Source organism: Kineosporia sp. R_H_3, from assembly GCF_002198675.1.
Lineage (GTDB): Bacteria > Actinomycetota > Actinomycetes > Actinomycetales > Kineosporiaceae > R-H-3.
Window position 1 is genome coordinate 1 of sequence record NZ_MWLL01000258.1, and the last position, 12421, is coordinate 12421.

At 75.7% G+C, this 12421-nt stretch carries 10 protein-coding genes and 1 pseudogene; 9 read left to right on the forward strand and 2 right to left on the reverse strand.

Translation table 11 applies throughout. The annotated features are described in order from the left end of the window. Positions 1-682, forward strand: a 682-nt coding sequence (locus tag ECOMGDLI_RS32480) for a polysaccharide deacetylase family protein (RefSeq protein WP_143448066.1), incomplete at its 5' end; no start/stop codon positions are given. 41 nt (positions 683-723) lie between these two features. Further along, the gene (locus ECOMGDLI_RS32485; RefSeq protein WP_158221242.1) at positions 724-1617 is read left to right on the forward strand and encodes an FHA domain-containing protein; all 894 of its coding nucleotides are present in this window, start codon (positions 724-726) and stop codon (positions 1615-1617) included. Between the two features lie 24 nt (positions 1618-1641). Here the strand turns inward: ECOMGDLI_RS32485 and ECOMGDLI_RS32490 are convergent, their stop codons facing one another. Then, positions 1642-2361: a 5-formyltetrahydrofolate cyclo-ligase gene (locus ECOMGDLI_RS32490; RefSeq protein ID WP_088320956.1), complete on the reverse strand. Its 720-nt coding sequence runs from the start codon at positions 2359-2361 to the stop codon at positions 1642-1644. Positions 2362-2502: 141 nt separating this feature from the next. On the opposite strand from ECOMGDLI_RS32490, the gene ECOMGDLI_RS32495 reads away from it, so the two are divergent. The 5 genes from ECOMGDLI_RS32495 (at position 2503) to ECOMGDLI_RS32515 (ending at position 7991) form a co-directional block, all read left to right on the forward strand. Further along, complete coding sequence (locus ECOMGDLI_RS32495; RefSeq protein WP_143448067.1) at positions 2503-4518, forward strand: diguanylate cyclase; 2016 nt, start codon at positions 2503-2505, stop codon at positions 4516-4518. A 204-nt stretch (positions 4519-4722) separates the two neighbouring features. Then, the gene (gene galU / locus ECOMGDLI_RS32500) at positions 4723-5730 is read left to right on the forward strand and encodes a UTP--glucose-1-phosphate uridylyltransferase GalU (RefSeq protein ID WP_088320958.1); all 1008 of its coding nucleotides are present in this window, start codon (positions 4723-4725) and stop codon (positions 5728-5730) included. A 14-nt stretch (positions 5731-5744) separates the two neighbouring features. Continuing rightward, positions 5745-6974: a gephyrin-like molybdotransferase Glp gene (gene glp, locus ECOMGDLI_RS32505; RefSeq protein ID WP_088320959.1), complete on the forward strand. Its 1230-nt coding sequence runs from the start codon at positions 5745-5747 to the stop codon at positions 6972-6974. A gap of 62 nt (positions 6975-7036) precedes the next feature. Then, positions 7037-7465, forward strand: coding sequence for a cyclic pyranopterin monophosphate synthase MoaC (moaC, locus tag ECOMGDLI_RS32510; protein ID WP_088320963.1), 429 nt, complete (start codon positions 7037-7039; stop codon positions 7463-7465). Next, positions 7458-7991, forward strand: coding sequence for a molybdenum cofactor biosynthesis protein B (locus ECOMGDLI_RS32515; RefSeq protein ID WP_233153724.1), 534 nt, complete (start codon positions 7458-7460; stop codon positions 7989-7991). Before moaC ends, ECOMGDLI_RS32515 begins: the two co-directional genes overlap by 8 nt. Before the next feature lie 63 nt (positions 7992-8054). On the opposite strand, the gene ECOMGDLI_RS32520 is transcribed toward ECOMGDLI_RS32515, so the two are convergent. Beyond that, a complete protein-coding gene (locus ECOMGDLI_RS32520) occupies positions 8055-10493 on the reverse strand; it encodes a fibrinogen-like YCDxxxxGGGW domain-containing protein (RefSeq protein ID WP_143448068.1) in 2439 nt (812 codons plus the stop codon). A gap of 281 nt (positions 10494-10774) precedes the next feature. On the opposite strand from ECOMGDLI_RS32520, the gene ECOMGDLI_RS32525 reads away from it, so the two are divergent. Next, positions 10775-11446 carry a GNAT family N-acetyltransferase gene (locus ECOMGDLI_RS32525; protein WP_088320961.1) on the forward strand — a complete coding sequence of 224 codons (672 nt, stop codon included), beginning with the start codon at positions 10775-10777 and terminating at the stop codon, positions 11444-11446. A gap of 419 nt (positions 11447-11865) precedes the next feature. Continuing rightward, a pseudogene (locus ECOMGDLI_RS34195) lies at positions 11866-12421 on the forward strand (hypothetical protein); the annotation flags it as partial.

A 12421-nucleotide genomic window follows, 5' to 3' on the forward strand; every position in this document is an offset into this window, starting at 1 on the left:
CGCGGCGGCCGCCGGCGCCGGGTGTCCGCGGCCGCGGCCGGGCGTCCTGTCCACCGGCCGGGGGGAGGACCGCACCGTCGCGCTGACGTTCGACGACGGCCCCGACGCGCAGACCGGCGCGGTCCTCGACGTCCTGGCGCGCGAGGAGGTGCCGGCGACGTTCTTCGTCGTCGGCGAGCACGCCGTCGCGCAGCCCGACCTCGTCCACCGCGCAGTCCGTGAGGGACACCTCGTCGGCAACCACACGTGGGACCACAGCTACCCGCGCGACGTCCGCGGCGGGTGGACGCGCAGCTACCTCGACCGCTCCCTCGGCCGCACCTCGGACGCCGTGACCGAGGCGTCCGGCGCGCCCGTGTGCTGGTTCCGGCCGCCCGGCGGCTTCCTGCCGTCGACGGTCGTGCCGGCCGCGCGCGACCTGCGCATGAGCACCGCCCTGTGGTCGGTCGACAGCCTCGACTGGAAGGTCCAGTCCCGCCCCGCCAGGACCGCGGCCGAGCACCGGCACCAGGTGGACGCCGTCGTCGCCGGGGCCACAGCGGCCGCCGGGCAACGGCACCCGGTCGTGCTGCTCCACGACGGCGGCGGTGACCGCAGGGTCACCGTCGACGCCCTCCCGCGGATCGTCGACTGGTACCGGGCGCACGGGTACGCGTTCGTCCGGGTCGACGGCAGCCGCTGACGGCGGTGCAACCTTTCCGCGCCGTGCGGCGTGCAGTGGGCATGACGGATCAGGGGACTGTCGTGTACGTCGGTGAGCCCGACGTCGTCCACGCCCTCGTGCCGGGCGGCCCCGGACTGGTCTTCGGCCGCGACCCCGACGCGTGCGACGTCGTCGTGTGGTCGGCCCTGAACGAGCCGACGCTGTCCCGGCGGGCCGGGGTGCTGTGGCTCGCGGACGGGCAGCTGTGGTTGCGCAACCTGTCGCTCGGCCACGACCTGCTCGTCGTCGTCCCCGGTCAGCCGCCGCAGGGCCACCTGCCGCCGCGCACCGGGGCGGGCGACCCCGGCGCGGCCCGGACGCTGCCCGCCCGGTCCTGCCTCGTCGTCGGCCCGGCGGGGTGCGAGCTCGTCGTCCGACCGCCCGCCGGGACCGCCCTGACCGGTGCCGTGCCGCCGGACGACGAGAGCGACGTCGAGAGCGACGTCGAGAGCACGCTCGTCGTCCCGGCGGTGCCGGGGCACCTGCGGGCCGTCGCCGAGGCGCTCTGCGCGCCGCTGCTCTCCGGCGGCGCGCTGCCCGCGACGTACGCGCAGATCTGCGAGCAGCTCGGGATCGAGAGCGTCAAGCGCGTCCGGTCGCTCGTCGCCGAGCTGTGCGCGCTCTACCCGGACACCGGCGGCGCCACGGCGGCCGGGGCGTGGCCGGCCCGCCGGGCGCGCGAGGACGAGCTCGTGTCGGCGTTGCTCGACCACCCGGCGCACCGGGGGACCGACGGCTGGCGGTTCGACGAGCGGCCCGACGCGCGGGCCGCGGCCGGTGCCCCGGAGCGGCGCCGGGCGCTCGCCCTGCCCGACCACTACGAGGCGGCGCACCTGCTCGTGCGCCACGGGCTCGTCGGCCGGCCCCGGGCACTCCGGCAGGAGGTCGGGGGCCAGGACGCCGGTGCGGCGTAGGCGCCGGCGTGGTGCCCGGCCGGGTCAGCCCCCGAGGCGCAGGTACCCCTTCGGCGTGACGACGGCGTCGACCCGGCGGTCGTGCGGCTCGTCGGGCACCGGTTCGACGGCGGCGTCGAGCACCTCGCCGTCGTGGACGACCGCGACGACGGGGACGCCGTCGTCGAGCAGCGGCAGCGCCCGGTCGTAGTAGCCGGCGCCTTGGCCGAGCCTGCGGCCCAGCGTGTCCACGGCGAGCGCGGGCACGAGGACGACGTCCGCGGCCCGGATCCCGTCCAGGCCCAGCCGCGGGCCGGTCGGCTCGTCGCCGCCGAACCCGGCCGGGGCGACGAGCTCTCCCGAGTCGTCCGCCCACTCCATGAGGCCGTCGGGGAGCACGATCGGCAGGATCACCCGGACGCCCCGGGCCCGCAGGGCAGCGCGGAGCTCCTCGGTCTGCGGCTCGCCCGGCATCGACGCGTAGAGCGCGACGCACCGGGCGGCGGCGACCTCGGGGACGGCCTGGACCGACGCGACGAGGGCGCGGGCGTCGTCGGCCTGCTCCTGGGGCGTCCGGCCGCGGCGCTCGGCCCGGATCCGGCGGCGCAGGTCGTGCTTCGTCCGGGCGGGTGACCGCGCGGCCGACCGGGCGGCGGTCGCACGGTCGGTGACGTCGACCGTCACGTCCGCGGGTGCGTCGGCGGGCGCGGAGGGTGCGTGGTCCGCACCGTTCGCCGGGTTCGCCCCCTCCTCCGTTTCACCCATTCGCGGCAACTCTTCGTGTCGATACGTTCACTCTCTGCTCCTACCGTGTCACGATCCAGAGGCCGGACGGTCCGTACGCCGCCGGTCGGGCCGGCGCCGGCCGGACGGGTCGACCAGGTGGTCGGCCCAGGGGAGGGACCTGTGTCGCTGCGCGCACGCCTTGCACTCGTGCTCGGCGCCGTCCTCATCGCACCACTGCTGGCCGTGGGGATCGCCGTCGGGGTCATCGTGCCCGACGCGACCCGGGCCTACGCGGACGACGCGGCGGAGCGCGCCGACGGTGCCACCGCCATCGCGCTCGGTCAGCGCTGCGCCGGCCTCGGGGACGCCGCCCGCGCCGTCGCCGCCGACCTGCGGGTGCTGCTCGCGACGGCGGCCGCGGTCAGCCCGGCCGGCGCGCAGGCGGCCGTCGACGCCGCCGTCGACCGCCGCCCCGGGCTCACCGCCGCCGTCCTCGTCGACGGCACGCCCCGCGCCGTCGCCGGGGCCGACGCCGCCCGGTTCACCGACCCGCTCCTGCGGGCGCAGTCCGCGGCCTCCTGCGCACGCCGCGAGGCGGCCGCGGACGGGCCGGCCGCGATGGCGGAGTCCGTCGCCGTGACCGACGCGACGACGGGCGCCGAGATCGCCCGGGCCGTCGTCCTGGCCCCCGTCGACGACGCGGGGCTCGCCGCGCTCGCGGCCGGCCTCAACCTCGACACCGGCGTCGCGCTCGTCGACCGCCGGGGCGGGACCACGGTCGTCTCCTCGACCGTGCCGCGCGACGACCTCGCGCCCGTGCTCGAGGCGGTCACGGAGGGCCGGCTCGGCGGCGGCGCCGGGGGAGCCCGGTTCCGGGTGCAGTCCGACGCCCCCGGCGTGCCGTACCAGATCGTCTCCGTGGAGCCGGTGCCCGGCCGCGGCCTGCCCGGCGTCGTCCTCGTGGTCGTCCTCGTGACCGTCGTCGCGGCCGCCGCCCTCGTGACGCTCGTCGCCCAGCGCCTGACCCGGCCGCTCGAGGTGCTCACCGACACCGCCGAGCGGTTCGGCCGCGGCGACCTCGACGCCCGCGCCGGGCTGCAGCCGCGCGGGCCGCGCGACGAGGTCGGCCGCGTTGCGACCGCCTTCGACGCCATGGCGGGCCGGATGCAGGAGCAGGTCACGGCGCTGGAGTCGAGCCGGGACGCGCTCCGGGAGACCTTCGAGCGGTTCGGCGAGGCACTCGGGCGCACCCACGACCTCGACGGGCTGCTGCGGACGGTGCTCGAGGCCGCGATGGCCGGCAGCGACTGCGTCGTCGGCAGCGCGCTGCTCGGCGGCCGCGGCTCGCTCGCGCTGTCGGGCAACGGCATCTCGGCGATCGGCGACGACGCCGGGCCGCACGCGTCGAACGCCCTCGACGACCTCGCCCGGATCGCGGGCGAGGCGGTCCACCTGGGCCGGCCCGTCCTCGTCGACCGGGTCATGTCCGCGGGGCCGGCGCTCGCGCTGCCGATCCAGCGCGGCGGGGACGCCGACGGCGAGATCGTCGGGGCGCTGGCGGTCGCGCGGCGGCCGGGCGCGCCGGTCTTCGACGACGTCTCGCTCGGCAACGTCCGCTCGCTCGCGGCGCAGGCCGGGACGGCGATCGCGAACGTCGCGGCGCACGAGGAGACCCGCCGGCTGTCGGTCACCGACCCGCTCACCGGGGCCGGCAACTTCCGGATGCTCACGACGACCCTGGGTCGCGAGGTCGAGCGCGCGACCCGGTTCAGCCGGCCGCTGTCGGTGCTCATGCTCGACCTGGACCATTTCAAGCAGGTCAACGACACCTACGGGCACGCCGTCGGCGACTCGGTGCTGCGCGAGTTCGCCCTGCGGCTCAAGGGCTGCCTGCGCGAGGTCGACACGGTCGCGCGGTACGGCGGCGAGGAGTTCGCCGTCGTCCTGCCCGAGACGGACGCCGCGGGGGCCGCCCGGGTCGCCGAGCGGGTCTGCGAGATCGTCCGGGCGACACCGTTCACGGCCGGGGAGGACACCCTGCGGGTCACGGTGTCGGCCGGCGTCGCCGCCTACCCCGACCACGGCCGGACGTCGACCGAGGTCATGCGGGCCGCGGACGCCGCCCTCTACACCGCCAAGCGCGGCGGCCGGGACCGCTGGACGAGCGCCGGCGGCCCGGTGAGCCTGGCCACCTGACGACCCGGCTGACGACCCGGCTGACGACCCGGCTGACGACTCGGTGTGACGGCTCGTCCCACGGGCGCCGCGCGACCTCGGTAGCCTCGACCCCTACGGTTCTGCGCCAGGCCCGGTACGGGGGGCCCACGGGGCGCCGCGGACACACAGACGCTCAGCCGGCGGCCCCGGGGCGACGGCCCGCCGACCAGATAGGAGACCCCCATGACCGACGCGCATGTCGTCGAGTCCAACGACCCCGAGCGCACGCTGGGGCCGGTCGTCACCAAGGCGGTCATCCCGGCCGCGGGTCTCGGCACGCGCTTCCTGCCGGCGACGAAGGCGACGCCGAAGGAGATGCTCCCGGTCGTCGACAAGCCGGCGATCCAGTACGTCGTCGAGGAGGCCGTCTCGGCGGGCCTGTCCGACGTGCTCGTCATCACCGGCCGCAACAAGCGCTCCCTCGAGGACCACTTCGACCGGGCGTGGGAGCTCGAGGAGGCGCTGCAGGCCAAGGGCGACTCCTTCCGGCTGGCCCGCGTGCAGAAGTCGAACGTCCTCGCGGACATGCACTACACGCGCCAGGGTGACCCGAAGGGCCTCGGCCACGCCGTGCTCTGCGCCGCCCACCACGTCGGCAGGGAGCCGTTCGCGGTGCTGCTCGGCGACGACCTCATCGACGAGCGCGACCCGCTGCTCGGCCGGATGATCCAGGTCCAGCGCCGCACCCAGGCGAGCGTCGTCGCGCTCATGGAGGTGCCGCAGGAGATGGTCCACCTCTACGGCTGCGCCGCCGTCGAGGAGACCGGCGAGCAGGACGTCGTCCGGATCACCGGCATGGTGGAGAAGCCCGACCCCGCCGAGGCCCCGAGCAACCTCGCGGTCATCGGCCGGTACGTCCTGCACAGCCGCGTCTTCGACGTCCTGCGCAAGACGGCCCCCGGCCGCGGCGGCGAGATCCAGCTCACCGACGCGCTCCAGACCCTCGCGCAGGCGGACGGCGAGGGCGCCGGCGTCTACGGCGTCGTCTTCCGCGGCCGCCGCTACGACACCGGTGACCGGCTCGACTACCTCAAGGCCGTCGTCCAGCTCGCCTGCGAGCGCCAGGACCTCGGCCCGGAGCTGCGCTCCTGGCTGCGCACGTACGTCGCCGGGATGGGCCCCGGCGACGCGGCCACGACGCCTCCGACGTCCTCGATCCCGGTGTCGAACGGCACAGGGGCCCCGGCCTAGGGCACGATCGGGGCGTGAAACCTGTCGAGGAGCATCTGGCCGAGTGCCTGGCCGCGGTGACGGTGCTGCCGGCCACCGACGTCGAGCTCGAGGAGGCGCTCGGCTGCCTCCTCGACGAGGACGTCGTGGCGGCCGTCGACCTGCCGTCCTTCGACAACAGCGCCATGGACGGGTACGCCGTCCGGGTGCCGGACGTCGCCTCGGCGGCGCCCGGCCACCCGGTCCGGCTGCCCGTCACCGGTGACGTCCCGGCGGGCAGCGCGGCGCAGCTCGAGCTCGCGCCCGGGACGGCGATCCGGATCATGACCGGCGCGCCGCTGCCGGCCGGCACCGAGGCCGTCGTCCCCGTCGAGTGGACCGACCGCGGCACGCAGACCGTCGAGATCACCCAGGCGCCCGCCGAGGGCGCGTACCTGCGCCCGGCGGGGGAGGACGTCGCCCGCGGCGAGGTCGTGCTGCGCCGCGGCGTCCGGATCGGCCCGCGCCAGATCGGCCTGCTCGCGGCCGTCGGCCGGGCGACTGTGCGCGTCCACCCGAGGCCGCGGGTCGCCGTCCTGTCGACCGGCAGCGAGCTCGTGCCGCCCGGACAGTCGCTCGGTCCGGGGCAGATCCACGACTCCAACGGCTACGCGATCGCCGCCGCCGCGAGGGAGCTCGGGGCCGACGCCCGGCACGTCGGGCTCGTCGCGGACGACGCGGACTCCTTCCTTGCCGCGCTCGAGGCCGAGCTCGCCGGCGCGGACCTCATCGTCACGACCGGCGGCGTCAGCGCGGGCGCCTACGACACGGTCAAGGAGGTGCTCTCCCGGGTCGGCGGCGTCGTCTTCGAGAAGGTCGCCATGCAGCCCGGGATGCCGCAGGGCTTCGGGCACGTCGGGGCGGCCGGAGTCCCGATCTTCACGCTGCCCGGCAACCCGGTGAGCTCGATGGTCTCCTTCGAGGTCTTCGTGCGTCCCGTGCTGCGCCGCCTCTTCGGCGAGACCGACCTGCACCGGCCGACCCTCACCGCGCGGGCGGGGGTCGCGTGGTCGTCGCCGGCCGGCAAGAAGCAGTTCGTCCGCGCCCGGCTCACCCGCCCGCTCGCCGCGGACGCGCCCGTCGTGACCCCGGTCGGCGGCCAGGGCTCGCACCTCGTCGCCGACCTCGCCGAGGCCGAGTGCCTCGCCGTCGTCCCCGCGGACGTCACCCAGGTGCAGCCGGGCGACGAGCTCACGTGCATGCTCCTCGACGGGCCGCGCCGGTGAGCGAGGCCCCGGGCGTGCCGGTCGGCGGCCTGACGCACGTCGACGCGCGCGGCCGGGCCCGGATGGTCGACGTCTCCGCGAAGGCCGTCACGGCACGGGAGGCGACGGCGAAGGGGCGGGTGCTCTGCTCGCCCGAGGTCGTCCGGCTGCTGCGCGGGGACGGCGTGCCCAAGGGGGACGCGCTCGCGGTGGCCCGCCTGGCCGGGATCCAGGCGGCCAAGCGGACGCCGGACCTCATCCCGCTCGCGCACCCGATCGCCGTCCACGGCGTCGTCGTCGACGTCGACGTCGTCGACACCGGCGTCGAGATCACCGCGACCGTCCGCACCGCGGACCGCACCGGCATCGAGATGGAGGCGCTCACCTGCGTGAGCGTCGCGGCCCTCGCGCTCGTCGACATGGTCAAGGCGGTCGACCGGCTCACGACGATCACGGACGTGCGGGTCACCGCGAAGTCCGGCGGCCGGTCGGGGGACTGGACCCGTGACTGAGCCGGACGCCGCCGCCGTGCCCGGGGCGGGCTCCGCGGGCCGGGCGCTCGTCGTCACCGCGTCGAACCGGGCCGCGGCCGGGGTCTACAGCGACCGCGGCGGGCCGGTCCTCGTCGACGGCCTGTGCGCCATGGGGTTCGAGGTCGACGGGCCGCAGGTCGTGCCGGACGGCGAGCCCGTCGCCGAGGCGCTGCGCGCCGCCGTGGCCGCCGGCTACGACGTCGTCCTCACGACGGGCGGCACCGGGCTCACCCCCGGCGACCTCACGCCCGAGGTGACCCGGGGCGTCGTCGACCGCGAGGTCCCCGGCATCGCCGAGGCGATCCGCGCCTACGGGCTCGCGCACGGCGTGCCCACGGCGGCGCTCTCCCGCGGGATCGCGGGCCTCGCCGGCCGCACGCTCGTCGTCAACCTGCCCGGCTCGCCGGGCGGCTGCAAGGACGGCATCGCGGTCCTCGCGCCGATCCTGCCGCACGCCGTCTCGCAGGCCCGCGGCGGCGACCACCGGCCGGGCGGCGGGGTCTGAGCCCGACCGTGCAGAAGGGGCCCGCCCCGGTGGGACGGACCCCTTCTGCTGTGCTGCGGTGTCTCAGCCGACGGTCAGCGGGGCCGTCGTCGCGCTGACGTTGCCGGCCTTGTCGAGCGCCCGGACGACGTAGCTGCCGGGGGCGTCGGCCGCCGGGACGACGATCTTCCAGGACGTCGTCGTCGCGATCGGGACGTCGCCGCGGAAGACCGTGTAGCGCAGCCCGCCGGCCCGGTTGTCCGTCGAGCCGGTCCACGAGACCGTGACCGTCGAGCCGTCGGCGGCCGCCACGGACTTCACCGCGGTGGGCACCGTCGGCGCCTCGGAGTCGTTGCGGCAGAACCGGGAGAAGCCGCCCGAGCTCTGCCACGCGCTGTCGGAGCGGCGCTTAGTCTGGGTGGTGTCGCCGCCCTGCCAGAGGCAGTTGTTCGAGTCGACGGTGAGCGCCCACGGGCCGCGCACGGCGCGGGTCTTGATCCACGGCGTGTAGTCCGTGAGGTACTTGCCCGTCGCGACGTCGTAGGCGCCGATGTAGCGGATGTTGTCGATGTCGCCGTAGGCGTCGATCGTCGACCACTGCGTCCGGCCGCCGTAGTTGTACGACAGGATGCAGTGGCACGAGCCGTACGCGATGCCCTGGTCGACGGTCGCGGCCTGGAAGTCGCCGCCGCCGCCCGGGTTGGCGTTCGAGATGTTGCCGCGGGTCAGCGTCATGTCGGCGCGGTCGTAGCTGTGGAACGCGTGCTCGGAGCCGCCGAGGATGAACCGCGAGCCGACCTCGACCGCCGTCTGCTGGTAGGTCGCCTTGGCGGGCGCGCTCGAGACGCGGGCCTTGAGACCGGTCACCGGCAGGGCGGGGGAGGTCGTCGTGACGACCGCGAACTGCGGGGTGGCCGTCGCACCGTTGTTCATCGCCGCCATGAAGCCGCCGAAGTACACCCGGTCCCCGGCGCTCGAGGCGAGGACGAAGATCGGCGTCCCGCCGAAGTCCGGGTTCCACGTCGGGTCCGGGCGACCGGTCGTCATGCTGAACCGGGCACCACGCTTGGTGTACGAGAAGCCGGACAGCGCCGTCGTCCCGCCCGCGGTGTGCGTGAACTGCCCGCCCACGTAGAGCCAGGTGCCCTGGAGCGACAGCCCGGTGACCGTGCCACCGACCGTGCCCGTGGTCGTGGAGCGGTACTCCATCCCAAACCTCAACGTCGGCGAGACGGCGCCGGTCGCCGGGTCGAGCGCGACGAGACCCGCCTGGGCCACGCCGTTCACGGTGGTGAACTCGCCGCCGACGGCGAGGGTGCCGTTCGGCAGCGCCGTCAGGGCGTTGACCTTGCCGTTGAGCGTCGGGCGGAACCCGGGGACCCAGGCGCCGGTGCTCACGTCGAACGCCGCGAGGTAGGCCTGCGGGGTGGACGTCGTCGTCGCGCCGTACTCGTCGACCCGGGCGAAGTTGCCGCCGACGTACATCGTCGAGCCGATCTGGGCGAAGGCCCGGACCTCGGTGTCGCGCTCGGTGGACAGGCCGTTCGCCTGGCCGCTCACACCGGCCGGCTGGGTCTCGGCGAAGTTGTCGAACATCGACCGCTTCGTGGAGCCGGCGAGCCCGGTGCCGACCGGGGTGATCGCGAGGTCGGCCCAGCGGACCTTCGGCCGCACGAAGACCTGCGCGAAGGGCATCGCGTACCCGGTGGCGTAGCTCCACAGGTAGCTCGTCGCGGCCGCGGCGCTCGTGCTCGCGGTGCCGGCGACGGCCGAGCCGTACCCGAAGCCGGGCAGGTTGTTGTTCTGGGCGGCGACCCGCCGGGTGTCGAGGCAGTTGACGCCGGTCGTCGGGCAGGACCGCGCGAACGTGTAGGAGCTCGACCAGATCGCCGAGCCGGTCGCGGTGTTCGTGTAGGTGGTGGCGCCGAACGTGATCCGGCTCAGCGGGTAGCCGCCGCCGATCGTCCAGCGCCACTCGCCCATCGTCGAGGGGAAGACCCTGGCCTCCTGCCAGGCCGTCCCGGTGGTGTTCGTCGCGCGGCGCACGCGGACGCCGTCCGTCAGGTCCTTCACCGCGGTGCCGTTGAGCAGACCGTTGACCGTCGCCGTCGACACCGCCTTCGGCGCGAAGGCGGCGGTGCCCGTGACGGTCGCGGAGACCTCGGCGGTCGTGCCCTGGCCCTCCGGCAGGAACGACCAGTTCTCCCGGCCGCGGCCGAGGAGGACCCAGCCGCCGCCGTCCGTCGTCATGTCGCACCAGAACTGCTGCGGGTAGCCCAGCCCCGGGGTGTAGAGCCAGTAGCGGCCGTCGGCCGCCGCGGGGTTGACCTGCTTGACGTCCCAGCAGGACGCCAGGGCCGTGGCCTCGGTGAGGCCGTCACGCGTGGTCGCCGCACCGGCGGGCGTCGACAGGGCCGGCACGAGGCCGGCCGCGACGGCCACGACGGTGCCGAGGACGGCAAGGCGCCGACGGGCGGGAGAGCCGGTGGTGCCCAGCGGCCGCTGGCGGGCGGAGAACGGCATCACGAACAGTCCTTCGTCTCGGTGGTCGTCGCCCGGATCCGCCGTCCCGTGTGACGCACCGTGCGCGGCACTGCGGAGAACGGGAGATCCGGACGTGAACATCATGACCGTCCGTGAGGGCCCGCACGGGGCGCCGGGCCGGATTCCCCGGCTTTGTCAGCCGAACGGTCCATGCCGGTACCGCCGTCCGGGAACGGGCAGGGCCACCGGGGCCGTCCGGGCCCGGCCGGAGGGCCGGCATCGTCTCCGGAACCGGGGCACGAGGTGACAGACTTCCCCGCATGGCAGAGGGACCGCGCGGCGGGGCCCGGCCGTGGCCGGTCCGGCTGCGGGAGGGCGACGTCCTGCTGCGCCCGCTGCGGGTGCGCGACTCCCGGCGCTGGCGCGCCGTGCGCAACGAGAACTCGCAGTGGCTCGCCCCGTGGGAGGCGACCCACCCCGACGAGCACAGCCTGCCGCCGTCGTTCGCGCAGATGGTCCGCTCGTTCTCGCGCGAGGCCCGAGCCGGGCGGCTGCTGCCGTTCGCGGTCGAGGTCGAGGACCGCCTCGTCGGCCAGCTGACCGTCTCGGGGATCTCCTGGGGGTCCCTGCGGTCGGCGCAGATCGGCTACTGGGTGGACCGCCGGGTGGCCGGTCGCGGCATCATCCCGGCCGGTGTCGCCCTCGCCGTCGACCACTGCTTCTTCACGCTGGGTCTGCACCGCATCGAGGTGAACATCCGCCCGGAGAACGCCGCGAGCCTGCGCGTCGTCACCAAGCTGGGGTTCCGGCCCGAGGGGCTGCGCCGCCGCTACCTGCACATCGACGGCGCGTGGCGGGACCACGCGACGTTCGCGCTCACGGTCGAGGACGTGCCCGGCGGGCTGCTGCCGAGGTGGCGCGCGCTCGCCGCGGACGCCGCCGAGGAGCGTGCGCTCAAGGCCGGGCGCGACGCGGAGCGTCCGCGCACCTGAGGGCCTCGTGCGGGGGCCGTACCGCGCCCCGCCGCGCTCGGTGACGGCCGGGACCGCCCGAGCGTCGTGGGGCCCCGATGGTCACCGCAGCGTGACGACGGGCCGGACGGCGGACGGCGGCGGGGCGGTCCGGGACCGTCGTCCCGGGGGTCCGGAGGTGCTCCGGAACACCTGCGAGGCGTCGCCGGACGGTGCTGAAGGGCACCCCCGGCACGCAGCGTGCCAGGGGTCCCCGGAGTCGATCTCGACCGTGCTCGCCAGAGTAATCGAATGGTGACTTTGCGTTGAAGTTCAGCACAGGGGAGGCGTCAGATCGCGCTGCGCAGTCACAGTAGTCACAACTTTCACACCAGGCTCCGCCGAGACACACCACGCACGGTGCGTGAGGAAGCGGTCGCGGAGCCCTACCGTCAGAGATCGTGCACCTCGACAGCCTCGTCTTCACCCTCGTGGTCGGGCTGTGGGCTGCCTATCTCCTTCCGCAGTGGGTCCGACGACGCGAGTCGCTCGGTCAGTCCCGGACCCGCGACCGTCACTCGGAGCGACTCAGAGTGCTCGCCAGGCGCAGTTCGTCACCGACAGCAACGGGTCCGTCGACCCGTCCGCTGCTGTCGGGGACGCACGTCGCGGGCACCCCGGCGCCGCCCGCGGGCCCGCCGGTGCGGGCCGGCGCGCGTGCCCAGGGCCGCCCGAAGCCGCTGCCCGAGGCCGCACCCGTCGTCCGGGTCGCGTACGGCGCGGACACCGCCGCGAAGGGCGGGTCGGCCGCGCAGCGACGGGCCGTCGTCCTGCTGACCCTCGCCGTCGTCACCGTGCTGTCGTGGGCGCTCGTCCTCATGCCGTCGTCCTGGCCGCCGGTCTGGGCCGCGGTGCCGGCGACCGTGCTGCTCGGCCTCGACCTGCTCGCCCTGCGCTCGGTCGCGCGCCGCCGGGCCGCCCGCGCGGTCGCGGAGCGCGACCGAGCGCAGGGCGAGC

Excerpts from the sequence above, each read along its gene's own strand:
- ECOMGDLI_RS32485 (WP_158221242.1), top strand. The coding sequence starts at position 724 with ATGACGGATCAGGGGACTGTCGTGTACGTCGGTGAGCCCGACGTCGTC.
- ECOMGDLI_RS32490 (WP_088320956.1), bottom strand. The coding sequence starts at position 2,361 with ATGGGTGAAACGGAGGAGGGGGCGAACCCGGCGAACGGTGCGGACCAC.
- galU (WP_088320958.1), top strand. The coding sequence starts at position 4,723 with ATGACCGACGCGCATGTCGTCGAGTCCAACGACCCCGAGCGCACGCTG.
- moaC (WP_088320963.1), top strand. The coding sequence starts at position 7,037 with ATGGTCGACGTCTCCGCGAAGGCCGTCACGGCACGGGAGGCGACGGCG.
- ECOMGDLI_RS32520 (WP_143448068.1), bottom strand. The coding sequence starts at position 10,493 with ATGCCGTTCTCCGCCCGCCAGCGGCCGCTGGGCACCACCGGCTCTCCC.
- ECOMGDLI_RS32525 (WP_088320961.1), top strand. The coding sequence starts at position 10,775 with ATGGCAGAGGGACCGCGCGGCGGGGCCCGGCCGTGGCCGGTCCGGCTG.